Below are 16,324 nucleotides of genomic sequence, written 5' to 3'. Positions count from 1 at the left end.
TTGAGCGGTGTATTTACCGATCAAAGCCTGACTACGCAAGTTGTCGAGAAATTCAATGCAGAGATAAAAAAAGAGTTTTTAGATTTTTATAATGCGCTATTCGAGCCTAACTTTAAGATTCCGATCTTTGGAGAGCTAGATAGCGATAAACTGAGAGTGCAGTTGACGCTTTAACATGGGACACGTCTTTTAAACTCTTTAATGAGGTTTTTCTGGCAATAGTGTTATATGACAATCCATCAAGCCAAAAGTCTGGAATGGAAAAAAGTTATCGTAAGTGTAAAGCTGAATAATTTTGACAAGATAAAAATTCCAAGTTTATATCCTAACCCGCAGTTAATTAATAAAAATCCCACAGAAGAGTTTACGAAAATGTTTTATGTTGCTTGCAGCCAAAAAGACCTTTATATCTAGTTCGGATATTATTGAAACCGCAATTAAATCCTTTGCGCAAAAAACTACGCAGAAAATCGATTATGAAATAATGTAATGTCAAGTTGACAAAGACCGGCAAAATGGACTATCGTTACACATTCGAAAATTAAACTATTCAATTACACTGGATAGTGAGCCTTGTTATACACATTTTTAAAAATTTGGAGGATCACTATGTATAATCAAAACTTCGATCCATTAAGTGCGAAATATCTTGGAAACGATGAGGTTGTTATTAGATCGTTGAAAAGAGAAATTCAAAATATTCTTAGCTCTTATGTTGGCTGGTTTGATACATTTTGTGAATTGATCCAGAACGGATTGGATGCTCTTGATGTTCGGATGAAGCTGAAAGAACCTGATTACAAGGCAATGATTCATGTTTTGGTCGATCTACAAAAAAACGCCGTCTCTGTAACAGATAATGGGATAGGGTTTGAAGAACAACAATATACGAGATTTTTAGCTCCTAATTTTTCTTTTAAAAGCGGAAATACAAGAGGACATAAGGGCGTTGGATCGACATATCTTGCATATGGTTTTAACTATATACAAATTGCAACAAAATCACCGTCCTTTACTGCAATTGGAAAAATGGAGAACGCAAGAAACTGGCTTTCAGATGAAAATCCGGCCGGGAACCCTATGGTTATTCCAGATGATTCAGATATTTTTGATCCACTATTTGCAAATATAGATCGAGGAGTATCTGTTTGTATTAAATATGATGAAAATACGAATCCTAAAGATTTATCCTGGATGAAAATTACTAATGCTGAAAGCTGGCTTAAAGTACTTAAAATCAAAACTGGTTTGGGTGCAATAATGCCTAATGAAAATATCCTGATCATAGTTTCAGTTGTTGATAAAAGCGGGGAAAAAACTGAGGCGCAATGTCAAGGTATTGGATATCTCTGGGCAAATGAAATGTTTGAAAAAGTTCAAAAGTATACGGATATTAAGTTAAAGATGGATCAACTCTATCGTACAAAGGGTGATACATATCGATTGCCTTCCAAATACATGAATCTCAATGCTATCTACGATATATGGGATTATAATCGTTTACAGGACGAAATAACTATTGACGAAACTGAAAAGAAAATAATTGACGAGTGTAGGCCAATAGTTTATTTTTGTTATGCATACTCTACAAAATTGTGGGATAAATTCAGCGAATCGCTTGGGTTGAGAAATGGAATAAATGTTATATCAGGTGGTATTCAAATTGCGGCAAATAATATGCCACAAGGAGAGTTAATCCTTATTCCTTTAAAGAAGAATGCTGGTAGACAATTTCAGCTACATATTGTTATGCATTTTGAAAATTGCTTTGCTGATTTAGGGAGAAAAGGATTCCAAAAAGATATTGTGGATTTTTCTAAAGATATAGCAAGAAGGATTGCTGATGGTCCATTAAATAAAACAAAAAAATGTTTTAGGAAAAATACAGGAGCTACCCCTGATGATTTAATGAGGCAACAGCATTTAGATGACTGGAAAGTTGATATGAAAGCTCATGAAAACACTAACCCTCTGGTTTTGGAAAATGAAAACTTCTTTCTTCCAATGAAAAGAGTTTCGATAACATCTGAACCTACCAGAGAACAGGATGTAATTGCTTTATTCAACCAGTTGTTGGCTGGTGGTGTTATACGGGGTATTAAAATAATGTCAACCAATGAGCGGTTTACTTATGATGGGTTATATCATATAATAATTGATCCACCAGTTGATAATCATGTTTTTGATAAAATAAAGAATCCTTTAGGGATTTTGAGAGATACTCTCGGGGATTTATATGAAGAATATCCAGCAGGAATATGTTCTGAGCCGAAAGTGCTTGAATATAAGTTTAGTCTTGATGGTTTAATTGAGGATATTGAGAGCGGCATCAAGAATAGTAATGATATAAATCTAGTAGTTGCCTGGGAAGCCGCTGAACAGTATAAAGAGAAATTCTATATCACTTCTCTTTTATTAGATGAAAATATTTATATGAGACAGTACCATGGTATCACTCATAAATTATTCGACATAACAACAAGTCAAGCTGTTTGTGATTTAATCCTACTGAAGGATTTGATAACATATTTGAATAATCCCGAAAAATGTAAAGACGAACAAGAACAGTATGATGATTAATAGTATTAGGGAGCAGATATCTATTTCTGCTCCCTTTCTTTGTAGTTGAGTACTGCTGAAAGCTGCTTCTGCACATCGGATACTCGCCCCACAACTCGGCTAGTCTTTTTTAAAGCTGCGATTTCGGGCAGATATACATCGTAGGCATTGGAATGAATTGGGACCTGATTAAACTTGTTCGCGCATCGGCATTACGGAAAAAGCTCCCGAACGGGGGAAGGTCGACATTCAGAATATATCCCTTTTGGAAGCCTTCCCATTCCTGCGGTTGTCATCGCCCCTGGTCTCTCGGGCGTTCTGCTGGGCGACTTCACCCCGTAGCAATTGGTACAACAACGTTGACAGGTGCAGGAAGTTTTTTACCGATTTTCTGTAATGCCGTTTTATCTCCAGCTAATGCCGTAGTTTCTTCAGTTGTCAGTCTATGAAGAGGAGAGTTATGCTTGTGATTCGACAGATGTAAGGTATTAATGAAATCTTAATTGAAGATAATGGTGTAACATGATAAAATCACATTGATTATTATGCAATCTGTGGAAGGAATTTTTATGAGCCAAATTACTGCGAATAAAATTGTCAGAATAAGAAACGGGGGACGCCCACGCGTATTGGACCTATTCGCAGGTTGCGGAGGCATTTCGTTAGGATTTCAGGCAGCAGGGTTTACAATTTCTGCGGCGGTGGAGATTGATCCATTCGCTACAGCATCACATGCGCTTAACTTCTTTGATGAGTCAGAATTTGCACATCACAGCATGCCTATTGATATTACTCAAACCGAGCCGGACATGTTAGCCCAAATGTTGAATTTGGGTCAGACAGATAGCGCAATAGATATAATTGTTGGTGGTCCCCCTTGCCAAGCTTTTGCACGTGTCGGACGAGCCAAGCTAAGAGAAATTGATGCTCATCCGGAAGCATATATTCATGATCCACGCGGAAATTTGTACTTGCGCTATTTGGCTTATGTAAGGGCCTTTAAACCCATTGCGTTATTAATGGAGAATGTGCCAGACATGCTGAACTATGGTGGGCACAATATAGCAGAAGAGGTCAGTGATTCCCTTGCTGATTTGGGATATATCTGTCATTATACTCTACTAAATGCGGCTCATTATGGTGTACCTGAAATGCGTGAAAGAATGTTTTTGGTTGCTTTCGCTGAAGGAATAAATCCTCATGAATTTTTCCCTCAACCGACAAACTATCACGAGTTGCCTCGGGGATATGAAGGCACAAGGCAAGTAGCCCTTCAAACTGTTATTAACAGCCACAGTTTGGAGAATCAGCAGAATTTATTCAAGGAAAACACCTCTTTTATGTTGCCACCTGCTGTATCCGCTGATCTTCCACCAGCAATCACAGCTAAGCAAGCGCTTGAAGATTTACCACCTATAACAGATCACTTGACTGAAAAACTTAAACGTGGAGCGAGACGCTTTGATGTAATGGTACCATATCAGACATGTAACTTGGAAGGAATATCAGATTATGCAACTTTAATGCGGACATGGCCAGGACACGAGAACTTGGAAGGAATTAGCGATCACGTTATTCGTTATCTCCCACGAGACTATGATATTTTCGAGAAAATGAAGCCGGGCGATCAATACCCAGAAGCATATGCCATTGCAATAGAAATGTTCAATAAGAAATTAAAAAGTCTCCAGAGGAAGGGAAAAAAGATTTCAGAGGGTTGTGAAGAATATGATCAACTTTTTAAAAAAATCGTTCCCCCATATGACCCAGAGAAATTCCCCAATAAATGGAGAAAAATGGAGCCGGATGCTCCGGCCAGAACATTGATGGCACATTTAGGGAAAGACAGCTATTCACATATTCACTATGATAGTCAACAAAAGAGAACAATATCTGTTCGGGAAGCAGCCCGACTGCAATCTTTCCCTGATGGCTTTAAATTCTCGGGGACGATGAATCCTGCGTTCAAGCAAATTGGAAATGCAGTTCCACCACTTTTGGCAAAAGCTCTTGCAGCAAACATGCTACGTGAAATCAAGGGAGGTAATGGATAATGGAGAAAATGGCCCTAAAGAAACTAACTCACTCTGATTTGACCTTTTTCAAGTGTTATTTTTCAAATCAAAAAGAAAAACCCAGCAAACAAAAAGCATTGAATCTGAATAGTGATGTTTTTGTTGATGAGTTATATCCAGAGTTGAGAAAAACTACGGCGAACACCAAGTTACCTGTATCATTATATATTTATGGCCCTGGCCTCAAGGATGCCCATGTACTTCAAAGAAAAATAGTTAAATCAAAGGGCTCCAAGAACTGGAGGCTGAATGGAGAACTTATTTATTCTCAGGAAACAGATCCACAACGTTATGATAGTCTTCAACCAGGGGATATTGCTTTAATTGGACTTGATGGGGATACTATTCCCTCCGTTGTATGTATTGACTTTGTTGCTGCTTCCCTCGAGGTAGATAAAAAACTTCATCATGAATTCTCCAGTATTCTAACTTCTGGTATGCAAAAAATCGAGAGTGATCAATTAAAGGAGATTGTTACTCGTCTCGACTTACCAGCTCCGCATCCCGTTTATCGGTTCCTTCTTGATGAAGATTTAATTGCGGCAGTCGAAGGTGATGCCGAAGCAGTTCTTCGCGTTTACAAGCATAGTGGGAATGTAATGTCGTCTGAAGAGTTAGCGACTTCCAGGCAAAAGGCAGCTTATATCGGAAGCATGGGGGAGGAATTGGTTTCACAATATTTCCAGCAGCTAATCAATCAAGGAAAACTCCTGGACTCTGAATGGGTATCGCGTGAAAATGCAGTCGCTCCATATGATTTTAAAATTACAGCAGCAGATAGTGCAGTGTCGCTGCTGGACGTTAAATCGACTTCAAATAAATTTGAGACGATATTCCATATTTCAAGAGCGGAACTTATCACCATGGCGAATGAGCTGGAAGATTATGCACTATATCGAGTATATGACCTCACGGAGTACGACGCAAAACTGAGAATTGTTTCAGACATGCGCCAGTTCGCTAAAGAATTGCTTGAAAAGCTGGCGTTGTTGCCTGATGGGATCAGCGTGGACAGTATTTCTTGCTCCCCTGGCTTGTTTGATTTTTCTGACCCCATCGAGCTACATACAGAAGGTGACGAATAGGATGTCAGATGTCCTTACACCAGCACAGCGGCACAAGTGCATGTCAAAAATCAAAGGCCGAGATACAAAACCTGAATTAATAGTACGCTCATGGTTACACCAAAATGGTTATAGGTTTAGAGTACAGAAGGCGGATTTGCCCGGAAAACCAGATATTGTATTGAGAAAATTTAAACTTGTTATTTTTGTGAACGGATGTTATTGGCATAGACATCCTGAATGCAAATATGCAGCTACACCTTCCACTAATGTTGAGTTTTGGGAGAAGAAATTTTCGGATAATAGAAAAAGAGATATGCAGAATATCAATAATCTTCAAAAACTTGGGTGGAACGTTTTGGTGATATGGGAATGTCAAGTGCGGGATGAAACGTTTATGCAATTGTTGGTCGACTGTTTTTCGCAATATAAGAATTAGTTTTCAGGCAAAGGAGGTGAAACGTATGGCCATGCATGCGGATGATGAAATCAGAAATATGCCTAAAATAACGTTAAAAATTGCTGCTGACTATCTTGGAATATCACCTACAATGCTCACGCTCGGCATGCGCAACAACCTGCTTCCGATAGGATTCGCTGTAAAAAGTGACGATAGGTATAGGGACAGCTGGTCTTATACTATTGTTCCGGAACGGCTAATAGCTTATAATCACGGCAAAATAAACGAAGTGCAGGTGCAGCACATCGAGGACAATCTAAATACGATCATCAAGCAGTTTGACGAAATGAAACATGACTTGCTTTTTCTATTAAAAGAAAAAGAAGAATTGGAGGGATAACACAGTTCGAAGCCGTTACTGGTCTCTCGACTTTGAAAAAGAGGACGTCGGAGAAAGTAGCTCCACCAGAAGAAGCTTTACTAGATAAGCCAATTTTAGAACCACCCGCAATTGATTTAATATCACCACCTGTTGACGTCGTCCCGACGCCGAAGATCGAGTTGGCGATAGATAATCAAGGAAAGGAGGAAACCGTTATGCCCAGAACTCCCACTATCGAAATGACACGTAAGCAGCTATACGATGAAGTATGGGAGATATCTGTTGCTGGTGTGGCGAAAAAATACAATATCGAGTATGGTCAGCTTATAAAGCAAGTAAAAGAAGCAGATATACCGATACCCCCCTCCGGGTATTGGACGAAGCTAAGCTTTGGTAAGCCCACTGAGAAAATCATGCTGCCGGGCTCGGAGGATACAATTGTTTCAATATATAGTGTAATTCCTGCTACACGCAGGAGGAAAAACTTAGGAAAGACTGCGCCGAAAAATAGTATTGAAAAAGAGTCGCCAAAGATTTCTGTTGCTGTGCCCTTAAAGACAGATGAGTCTGACTCTCCCAAACCGGATAAAGTTGTTACAGCGTCTAACGTAGCGGCGGATAACGCTCAGATTTTACAGCAATTGGGCGAGCCCAAGACAATGACACAATACGGCCAGACATATAATATTTATGACCGTGAGATCTTATATAAAGAAGTGTGGGCACTTCCGGTCACGGAGGTCGCGAAAAAGTATAAGGTGTCAGATGTTGCGATACATAAGATATGCAAGTCGCTTAAAATACCAACGCCTCCGATGGGCTATTGGGCGAAAGTCAGAGCTGGTAAGCAAGCCGCCAAACAACCGCCGCTGCCTGAGAATGATAAGATTAAACAAAAAACGGGGCCGCAAACTGGGTTTACAAGCCCGCATGCACCCGCTGATACACCTTCCCTGGACTTTCTCGGCGAAGAAGATCGGGCTATCCTATTAGCTGTTGCAACACAAATCCAGATGACAAGCGATAATGACAAAATGCACACGAAGATAGTTACTCACAGGCAAGCCGTTCTCGCTTGGGATAAAGATGATAAAGTAGCTCATAGGAATTGGCGTGGTAATAGAACTGACGGGAAAACGCCGCCGCTCTTGTGGGGAAGCATAAGCTTGGATTCATTGTCACGAGCTTGCCGCATATTCGATACGCTAATTAGAGCAATGGAACCTCTCGGATGCACACTCACGGCTGATTTAAAATTTATTGTTCGCGGTGAGACGATTCCTATCAGTATTAGTGAATCCCAGAGTAAAATCGATCATTTGCTGACTAAAGATGAGCAGCGTGAAATGTTGATTTATCAAGACGCTCAGAAACATGGTGGATACGCTTCAAAGCCCAACATTCGAAAATATGATTATGTCTATAACGGTAAACTCTGTTTCGGGATTGCCAATTATAAAAGCTTTAGTGATAGCAAGACTAATTTGCTTGAAGACAGACTCGGAGATATTCTAATCAGTATTTATGAAGCCGCCGAACGCATATACGTTCAGCGGCTGGCTGCAGAGGAAGCAGAGCGGAAACGTCAAGAAGAAAAAGCACGGAAAGAAGCGCGGAGGGAGCGATATAACGTTGAAGTTCAACGTACAAATGCGCTCATGAACGCCGCCGAGGATTTCAACACCGCGTGTAAGATTAGGGCGTATGTTGCCTCTGTCGAAACTCAAGATAACCTGACCGCGGAAGCGCGTTCCTGGGTCGAATGGGCAAAGCAAAAGGCCGACTGGCTTGACCCGACGGTTGCTAGGGACGACGAGTTCTTTGGTACACGGGAACATGAAGAAGATGCTGACCATAAAAAGCTAAAAGAATCATATTCTTCTTACGGTTGGTAAAGTAATGTGTGGCTATGAATAATATCCCCTATCTTGTACCCGCGCATCAATCTATCACAATATCTTGGTTATCGTAATAGGCTGTTTCGGGAGCACGAGCGAGCCTATTACGATAACATAGCACGACAACTGAAATTCAGCAAAGCGAATCGAGTTACTAAAAACGCCGGAAATGGTAATATTCGGTGATATAGCTCGGCTGGGAGCTTGACCCAGGTGAAAGGGCAGCTCAACGGCACCTCTCAAATCTTGCAACCCTCCTGCAAGGCTGCCTATCGGAAAAGTCCGCACTTGAAAGGCAACTTTCGGACGTCGTCCGCAATGCATAAGAAATCAGGGAGATCTGTTGAAGGGAACGGCCAGTAATTATGCCCGGCGTCCTTGTTCAAAGCAGCGGTTATTTGTTTCAAATACCGGTGCTTTCCGCTAGGCCCATATATCGAAAAAACTCGATATGCGGGCTTTCTTGTTTTTGGCTCGACGGCGATTTCGCAGTGCCCGCAGGACATGCCTTCCACACGAAGAATCGTTTTTTCCATACGCTTATCCTCCATTTCTCGTATTGGATAACCAAGATTTTTGCCTTGACGGAAATATCATGAATTAAAGTCATCAGACTTTGCTTGTGCCCGATCATGCACTGCAGGATAGGCAGCGCCCGCTTCTTACAGAAAAATGATTCGCCCGCTTAAACAATTAAAATTCTTTTTTTGTTGTATTTTCACAAAAACAAAGATATAATTTTTTCATTAAAAATAAGGAGAGGTAATCGTATGCTGATTCAATTTTCCGTCGAGAATTATCTTTCCATAAAGGATAAGGTCACTTTCTCCATGCTTGCCGGAGCGGATAAGAAGCATCCCTCTCATGTGATAGATACGGATGATAAGAAGAAATGCTTGAAAGCGGCCGTCCTTTACGGGGCAAACGCTTCCGGAAAATCCAATGTCCTGAACGCTTTTTGGTATATGGCCAACTTTGTGCTGACCTCCCATGAAAAGCAGCTCAATAAGCAAACCGGACGAATTCCTTTTAAGCTAGATCGGGAGAGTATCGGGAAACCGAGCTCCTTTGAGGTGATCTTTCGTCAAAATGGGGTCAGATATGCTTATGGCTTCTCGGCCAACGAAGCGGAGGTTACCGAGGAATACTTGTATTACTATCCAAACGGCAGAGCGGCCATCATATTTGAGCGAAAAAATAAGGATGATTACCGCTTTATCACGGATGTCGATATACAAAACAGTCTGAAAGAACGCAATTCCGCAAACAAGCTCTATCTTTCCACGGCCGCGAACTGGAACTACGATAAAGTCATACCCGTGTTTCAATGGTTTGCCTCCTGTTCGATCATTTGCAGATTCAGCAGAGCCGAAGCATATGGCAATGATGCCGGCGAGCTTAAGGACGACGGTTACCGGGCGGCCATTGCCGCGATGCTCCAGGCAGCTGATTTGGGCATCAAGTCCTTGGAGGTAAACGAGTACGCCGGGAAACGGAATAATTTACTCAACAAGTCTTTTGTAAACGCATACTTCAATGTGGACGCCATCCATCAAATTGCGGATGGGGACGGAAATACCGCATCCTACTCCCTCAATATGACGGAAGAATCCGATGGAACAAATAGCTATTTTGCCTTGATCGGCATCGTGAAAAAGGTGCTGGAGAACGGGGAACTGTTCGTCGTGGATGATATGGATTCTCACCTCCATCCGCTCCTCACCAGGAACATCGTGGCACTTTTTAACAGCAACGAACACAACCCCAAAGGAGCGCAGCTGATTTTCACCTCGCGCAATACCAACCTGCTGGATCTGGATATCTTCCGCCGCGACCAGATCTGGTTTACGGAAAAAAGTGAAAATACCGCGGCTACCGATCTGTTTTCTCTTTATGATTTCTCTGTGAGAAAGGACACAAAGCTAGAAAAGAACTATCTGCTCGGACGCTTTGGAGCTATCCCGTTCATTGAGGACGGACTGCTGTAATGGCAAAGACTTTTCAGTAAGAAGCAGGCCGAAATTTCGGCCTGCTTCTGCTTAGTGATCAGTCATTTGAGTTACCGATCAGATAATCAATAACGCTTACTTTAGGAATTTTATACGATTTCCCAACTTTGACACCCCGTATTTTGCCGGACTCAATCAAATGATACACTTGGTGTTTGCTGATGCTGAGGATTTTTTGGACATCCTTAACATGAAGAACATCGGACTGGTCACGGAACATTAAATGATAAATGGAATCCTGCTCTTTCATAGCGTTTATTCCTTTCGTTTATTATTGAAGGTCATCCCATGTGTTATAATGAATAAAAGAGGTATGATACGTATGATTTATATCACCGGAGATACGCATGGTAACTTTGAACGTATATCTGCTTTCTGTGCCAAAATGACTACAAGCCAAGAAGATGGGATTATCATTTTAGGCGACGCAGGAATTAATTACTATAGAGGCAAGAAAGATGTTGCGATAAAGCAGGCGCTGTGCGGACTGCCCGTCACATTATTCTGCATTCATGGCAATCATGAAATTCGTCCAGAAACCATTCCCACGTATGAATTCATGCAATGGGGTGGCGGAACTGTCCTCTATGAAAAAGAATTCCCCAATCTTCTGTTTGCAAAAGATGGCGAATTCTTCAATCTGAATAATCATAAGTGCATCGTTATTGGCGGCGCCTATAGTGTGGATAAATTTTACCGGCTTGAGCGGAATTTCGGCTGGTGGTCAGACGAGCAGCCTTCCGATTCTATTAAGGCTTATGTGGAGCAACAGCTGGAATCTATTGACTATAAGGTCGATATAGTGCTGTCCCATACCTGCCCATTAAAGTATGAGCCGCGAGAAGTCTTCTTGCCATCTATTGACCAGTCTGCCGTGGACAAGTCTACTGAACAGTGGCTGGATACTTTGGAGGAAAAGATCAGTTACGCCAAATGGTATTGTGGTCATTATCATCTGCAAAAATCTATTGATAAACTACAGTTTCTATTTGATAGCATACTCCCATTTGCTGAGCATGGTGTTCATCAAGGAGAAACCGAATGATCTACTATACAAGCGACTTGCACCTTGGTCATGAGAACATAATTAAGCTATGCAATCGGCCGTTTTCTTCGCTCAATGAAATGAACGAAACGCTGATTGAGAACTGGAACAAACGGGTGACCAATTTGGATAAGGTCTATATCCTTGGAGATCTGATGTTCCGTTCGGAAATGGAGCCCAACACCGTTCTCTCCCGGCTCAAGGGAAAGAAGCACCTGATTGTCGGGAACCACGATCACCCTTGGATGAAAAAGGTAAACCTTGGCCAGCATTTTGAGAGCGTTGATAATCTAATGGTATTGGAAAACGGCAAAAGCAAAATCACGCTTTGCCACTTTCCTATGATGAGTTTTGAGGGAAAATATTTGATTTATGGTCATATCCATAACAACAAACCACAATCGTATTGGCCCCTTCTTAAAACAATGGAAAATGCCTTCAATACCAGTGTGGAAGTTAATGATTATAAACCTGTATCGTTTGAGGAGTTGATAGAAAATAATGCCGTGTTTCGAGTTTAACGGTGGATATGCTATAATTTTATTTGCAGGCTAAGCTGTTTTTCTGGAAAGAGGTGCTTTTTATGGGTGTATATTACGATTTTTATTCCGAGGTACTTGTTGATAACAAATGGGTGAATATCGATAGCTATGTTCTAGGGTTGGATGGAGAATATCATCATTGCCTTACAATAAGCGGGAAATCCTACCTTCGTGAAGCCATTGACAACAGCGACGAATATAACCATGAGGTTAAGACTCGCAAATTTGAAGCGTTTGATTTCCAAACCGCTATAAAGGATCAATTGCGAGGACCTCCTATTATGCGCGGATTTGTAGACAGGCATTATATTGCCGCTTTTCAGCGACGAGATATTGACAGCATAGAGGAATGGCTTACGGCTACGGACTATGCCAGCCTGGATAAGCCCGAACAGCAAGCGTATTCCTACTATGAATGGGATGATCGCGAGGGATGGTATGCCGTCTTCAAATCATTGGCTGCCCGAATCGAAGTATTGGTCGAAAACTTCAACAATTATAGAATAAAGGATATGCGCTCTATAAATGTAAAAGCGAAGGATGTCCGGGTAGTTATTTGCGTGAGCTAATACTTATTGCAACTAAATACTCCGCACATTTGGATTACTTCACCTAATCGCTTAGCGGCTCTCTAATCTGATCCGTATGTTCCCCGCGAGAACAACGATAATATGTCTTGCCACGGCAATGTCCCGTCCGGGTTTTGCTCCAGGGTGTGCATAAACACGAAGAAGTAAAACGATATAATATCTCTGTCGGATTGCTTGACGCCATCAAGCATGACGTATTTTTCATAGGGAGTCCTATTGAAAGCCGCAAGCGCAAAACTTTCGCAAAAAAGTTCAGCTAAGGTTTCATCGTTTTCGATATCTTTGAACATTCTTACTTGGCTTGTCAAGAAATCAAAAGACACCGGAACGGTAAATCCTTTTTTAATTAGGCGTGTATGTATCAAGTGCCCGAGTTCATGTAAAAATACGAACTCTGGAGTGACCTGCTGTGTATCCCGCATGGATGATAGAAAGATTAAATCGTGAACATCTCCATATAAATCAAAAGAAAAATTATAAAAAGAATTATAGCTCTTTGTTGTATTATTAACAATAAAAATATCAATGGGATTGCGAGCAAGTTTTGATAAAAAGCCGTATTTCAATTCAATAAAGTCTAAAAGTTCACGTACCATTTCTGGGCAGATGATTTTTCCCTGGGCAGGAATGTATTTTTGTTCAAGGTAGTTAGATATTACAACTAATCTTTTCTTATTCCACTGATTGAAGAAAGGAATGATCCATTGATAAAGAATATATGCAGTAGCCCATTCATCACCCGTCCATATATGAAATGCCCCGTTTTGTTCTGGGACGCATCTGCGAATATCACTATACAATTCTTCATAAAAGATATCGCTTTCACTAGACTGTTTTATAAACTCGTCCATTGCCTTCAAGTTTTTTGAAAGATCTAGCATGTCGTTGCTTTTTATTACTTTTTTGAGCAAGATATTATACATAATAATAGTCCTTATAATAGTCCTTTATTTTATATTTTAGAGAATGTTGTGCGGACCTCATCCTTGGTAAGGATGAGGTTGACGGTTCCTTTTTACACATCAGCTCCAGATAAAATCGCCTGAATGGAATTATGCTGCTAACGGGGTGCTACTGAGGCTTAAAGATTAAACATTCAGCTTAGTGCCAAAGCTTGATTCCATTTCATGAGCAAGGTTTTTCCTTTCTGCGTCGTTGATTTGAGCATACACCGAGAGAACCATATCCGCCTGGGCATGGCCATTGTCGCCCTGAACGGCTTTAATATTTCCATTGCTTAACACCAGCTTATATGATGTGCTGGAGTGTCTAAGACTATGGAAGACAGCTTTAGGAAACCCCATTTCCTTTAAAAGCCTTTTGAATCTTTCGTTGCATTGTTTGGGGCAGATAGGGTTCCCGTTTATGCCCGACAGAACCAAATCGTACTCATGGTAATTTCCTCGAAGCTTATATATTCTTTGCTGCTCTCCCCATAGTGATAGCAACTTGGATACATATGCAGGCATATATACCGTTCGAATAGATGAATCTGTCTTTGGCCTTTTCAGAACAAGCCTCGATTTGTTCTCTGTTTTTCTTGGTTCGATAATTCTATAAATATCCTTATGTTTGAGCACCTCTATGGCATTATTGGATACTCGCGCCAACTCCCTTGTAATATGAATACAGCTGTTCTCAAAATCAATATCATTCCAGCATAACCCTAGAAGTTCACCTCTTCGCATGGAACACGAAAAGGCCAATTGAACCGATAATGCCAGGATAAAGTCCTCTCGATCGATAGCGCTATTAATTACCAAAGCGACTTGATCTGAGGAAAGGGTTTTGCGAGGAGCATATTTAGGCGGTTTTAATCCCATATGGGCTACGAGATTTTCATTAAAATATCCCCAATGAACAGCTTGCTGAAAAACACTTCGCAACAGCTTATACACTTCAAATATAGTGATTTCGGTCACATATCCTTGTTGCGCTGCTGTTTTTCTTCCAACTGAAGGAGTATCACTTAATGCACGAAAGTACTTATTCATTAAGTACTTATCCATCCTGGCCAATGAGACCTCGCCCAAAATGGGACGGATATAGTTATCCATGAGCATGGTATGATCTGAATAGGTGGACGCGCTCCATTTGCGTAGGCCGTGGAGTTCAATATATTCATTAAGAAGATCATTAAACTTACTTGTTTTGAGATGCTCGTTTAAAAATAAAATCGGGTCTTCGATTTCCTGTTTCCTCTTTTGAGCCATCTCCTCAGTTCGATACGTTTCCCATTTTCGTTTGTAATTGCCCCCCAAGTCTTTGTAGCCGTAAACTACCGCATAGCTTTTGTTGCGCTTTACAATTGATGCCATAATATCTCTCCTAGAATAAAATTGCCGGCACCTCCGAAAACGTGCCGGCAAGAGATATTATATCGTTTATTCCTAACTATAAGGCTAATTTAAATAAGGTTGGCAAACATAAAGCAACTGGAACGAAGACTATTCCTCTAGCAGTCCTAATGCCTGTATTACCTCTGTTTCGTGAAGCATCCTCTGTTCGTAACTCCGCCTTTCTTCTTCCGTAAGGGCGAATTTATCTGTCAAGCTTTCCAGCAGATGTGCAAAGACCTCATCCGCATCGTAATATGGGCCTTGCCCCGCTTCTTCAAGCATGGCAATGAGCTCTTTTTCCGCCTGCTCCCTTGTCATATTTGCATCGCCCCCGCTCCGTTTCTTTCCTCATACCATTGCTTTTTAGCAGCCATTGAGGCCAGAATATCAGAAATATCATAGCCAGAATATCGCCCAACTGCCTGAGTAAATGAAACAATGCATGGTCCATATAGATACTCGTCATAGCCTGAGTATATAGAAAGATCGGTTCCGGATTGACGTTCAATTTTACCGTTATAAGAGACGTACAGACAATCATCCTTATAGAGATGATTGTCAAATGCATAGTTTGGTGCATACAGCAGCTGCTTCACACCTTTAGCAGAAATATATCCATATTGATGATATATGTAGCAGCGGATATACCAGTCGGGAAGATCCTGCTTAAGAATCTTGGTAGGGTAAATACCATTAGCATACAAGTAGCCGTTTTCGTTCTGCAGGACTGTAAGCTTATGGTCGATAAATTTAGTCTTCGTCTCCATATATACATGAGCATTTAGCTTCTTATTTGCCACAAAGACACCTCGTTCACATACGCTTTCATCTGCTTATCTGGTTTGCAGGTTATTTTCAGTAAAACTGTGGATATACTCTTCGTATGCAGTCACAGCACTTTACTATTTCTTAAACATGGAATTACTTTCCCAAAATTCATCAAGCAGTATGGATTGATTATACTCATATGTTCTCCAGTAACAATGGTAACTTTGTCATATGTTGTTTACTGTCAAGTTATATATCAATGACGATACTAAATTATTTAATCGTGTCTCAGCATCCTTTTTCAGCTCACATTCCCAGACTATTTCCACCTTCCAACCCATCAATGCAAGATCACTAACTACCTGTTTATCTCTTTCAACATTTTTCTGAATTTTAGGAATCCAATAGTCAGTATTAGACTTGGGATCACGATAGTATTTGCATCCTTGGTGTGCATGCCAAAAACATCCATGGATAAACACGACGCATTTATATTTCGGCAACACAATATCTGGTTTGCCTGGCAATCTTGCATCCTGAAGGCGAAATCGGAAACCCATTCTATGCAAATATTTGCGCACCAATAATTCGCCCTTGGTATCTTTTGAGCGGATATGGGACATTATTTCACTTCGCTTTTGCGGATCAAACAT

Annotated in this window: 18 protein-coding genes; 11 read left to right on the top strand and 7 right to left on the bottom strand. The window is 40.9% G+C overall.

Features of this window, described 5'->3' with window-relative positions; all coding sequences use genetic code 11:
• Positions 1-228 precede the first annotated feature (228 nt).
• The 7 genes from BUB60_RS20920 (at position 229) to BUB60_RS01650 (ending at position 8,375) form a co-directional block, all read left to right on the top strand.
• Positions 229-414 carry a P-loop NTPase family protein gene (locus tag BUB60_RS20920; protein ID WP_479725494.1) on the top strand — a complete coding sequence of 62 codons (186 nt, stop codon included), beginning with the start codon at positions 229-231 and terminating at the stop codon, positions 412-414.
• Between the two features lie 195 nt (positions 415-609).
• Positions 610-2,580, top strand: a complete 1,971-nt coding sequence (locus tag BUB60_RS01680; protein WP_073075898.1) for a hypothetical protein — start codon at positions 610-612, stop codon at positions 2,578-2,580.
• A 548-nt stretch (positions 2,581-3,128) separates the two neighbouring features.
• The gene (locus BUB60_RS01670) at positions 3,129-4,613 is read left to right on the top strand and encodes a DNA cytosine methyltransferase (protein WP_073075897.1); all 1,485 of its coding nucleotides are present in this window, start codon (positions 3,129-3,131) and stop codon (positions 4,611-4,613) included.
• Positions 4,613-5,719, top strand: coding sequence for a protein NO VEIN domain-containing protein (locus BUB60_RS01665; protein WP_073075896.1), 1,107 nt, complete (start codon positions 4,613-4,615; stop codon positions 5,717-5,719). The genes BUB60_RS01670 and BUB60_RS01665 overlap by 1 nt, the downstream gene beginning before the upstream one ends.
• 1 nt (position 5,720) lies before the next feature.
• Positions 5,721-6,137 (top strand): very short patch repair endonuclease, encoded by a 417-nt coding sequence (locus BUB60_RS01660; RefSeq protein WP_073075895.1) that lies wholly within the window; start codon positions 5,721-5,723, stop codon positions 6,135-6,137.
• A 25-nt stretch (positions 6,138-6,162) separates the two neighbouring features.
• Complete coding sequence (locus BUB60_RS01655; RefSeq protein WP_073075894.1) at positions 6,163-6,498, top strand: hypothetical protein; 336 nt, start codon at positions 6,163-6,165, stop codon at positions 6,496-6,498.
• Positions 6,499-6,530: 32 nt separating this feature from the next.
• Positions 6,531-8,375 carry a hypothetical protein gene (locus tag BUB60_RS01650; protein WP_242941116.1) on the top strand — a complete coding sequence of 615 codons (1,845 nt, stop codon included), beginning with the start codon at positions 6,531-6,533 and terminating at the stop codon, positions 8,373-8,375.
• 272 nt (positions 8,376-8,647) lie between these two features.
• Here the strand turns inward: BUB60_RS01650 and BUB60_RS01645 are convergent, their stop codons facing one another.
• Positions 8,648-8,914 (bottom strand): heavy-metal-associated domain-containing protein, encoded by a 267-nt coding sequence (locus BUB60_RS01645; protein ID WP_073075892.1) that lies wholly within the window; start codon positions 8,912-8,914, stop codon positions 8,648-8,650.
• 234 nt (positions 8,915-9,148) lie between these two features.
• Here BUB60_RS01645 and BUB60_RS01640 point away from each other — a divergent pair, with 234 nt between their 5' ends.
• Positions 9,149-10,366 carry an AAA family ATPase gene (locus BUB60_RS01640; RefSeq protein WP_073075891.1) on the top strand — a complete coding sequence of 406 codons (1,218 nt, stop codon included), beginning with the start codon at positions 9,149-9,151 and terminating at the stop codon, positions 10,364-10,366.
• A 58-nt stretch (positions 10,367-10,424) separates the two neighbouring features.
• Here the strand turns inward: BUB60_RS01640 and BUB60_RS01635 are convergent, their stop codons facing one another.
• Positions 10,425-10,637, bottom strand: coding sequence for a helix-turn-helix domain-containing protein (locus BUB60_RS01635; RefSeq protein WP_084726164.1), 213 nt, complete (start codon positions 10,635-10,637; stop codon positions 10,425-10,427).
• Between the two features lie 72 nt (positions 10,638-10,709).
• Between BUB60_RS01635 and BUB60_RS01630 the strand changes: the two genes are divergently transcribed.
• From BUB60_RS01630 to BUB60_RS01620, 3 genes are all read left to right on the top strand, one after another.
• Positions 10,710-11,432: a metallophosphoesterase gene (locus BUB60_RS01630; RefSeq protein ID WP_073075890.1), complete on the top strand. Its 723-nt coding sequence runs from the start codon at positions 10,710-10,712 to the stop codon at positions 11,430-11,432.
• Positions 11,429-11,953, top strand: a complete 525-nt coding sequence (locus BUB60_RS01625) for a metallophosphoesterase (RefSeq protein ID WP_073075889.1) — start codon at positions 11,429-11,431, stop codon at positions 11,951-11,953. The genes BUB60_RS01630 and BUB60_RS01625 overlap by 4 nt, the downstream gene beginning before the upstream one ends.
• Positions 11,954-12,015: 62 nt before the next feature.
• Positions 12,016-12,543 carry a hypothetical protein gene (locus BUB60_RS01620; RefSeq protein ID WP_073075888.1) on the top strand — a complete coding sequence of 176 codons (528 nt, stop codon included), beginning with the start codon at positions 12,016-12,018 and terminating at the stop codon, positions 12,541-12,543.
• A gap of 62 nt (positions 12,544-12,605) precedes the next feature.
• Here BUB60_RS01620 and BUB60_RS01615 read toward each other — a convergent pair whose 3' ends face one another.
• The 5 genes from BUB60_RS01615 to BUB60_RS01595 all read right to left on the bottom strand — a co-directional run bounded on the left by BUB60_RS01615 (position 12,606) and on the right by BUB60_RS01595 (position 16,324).
• Positions 12,606-13,487 (bottom strand): hypothetical protein, encoded by an 882-nt coding sequence (locus BUB60_RS01615; RefSeq protein ID WP_073075887.1) that lies wholly within the window; start codon positions 13,485-13,487, stop codon positions 12,606-12,608.
• Between the two features lie 165 nt (positions 13,488-13,652).
• Positions 13,653-14,882, bottom strand: a complete 1,230-nt coding sequence (locus BUB60_RS01610) for a site-specific integrase (RefSeq protein WP_073075886.1) — start codon at positions 14,880-14,882, stop codon at positions 13,653-13,655.
• Positions 14,883-15,011: 129 nt separating this feature from the next.
• Positions 15,012-15,221 carry a hypothetical protein gene (locus BUB60_RS01605; protein ID WP_073075885.1) on the bottom strand — a complete coding sequence of 70 codons (210 nt, stop codon included), beginning with the start codon at positions 15,219-15,221 and terminating at the stop codon, positions 15,012-15,014.
• Entirely contained in the window at positions 15,218-15,703 is a 486-nt protein-coding gene (locus BUB60_RS01600) for a hypothetical protein (protein ID WP_073075884.1), read from the bottom strand. Before BUB60_RS01600 ends, BUB60_RS01605 begins: the two co-directional genes overlap by 4 nt.
• 195 nt (positions 15,704-15,898) lie before the next feature.
• On the bottom strand, positions 15,899-16,324 hold the full coding sequence (locus tag BUB60_RS01595) for a very short patch repair endonuclease (protein ID WP_073075883.1): 426 nt from the start codon (positions 16,322-16,324) through the stop codon (positions 15,899-15,901).

The sequence above is a fragment of the Sporobacter termitidis DSM 10068 genome (assembly GCF_900130065.1).
In the GTDB taxonomy this organism is placed as follows: Bacteria; Bacillota; Clostridia; order Oscillospirales; family Oscillospiraceae; genus Sporobacter; species Sporobacter termitidis.
Note: the sequence above shows the minus strand (reverse complement) of the source record. Positions and strands in the feature narration are given on the sequence as shown.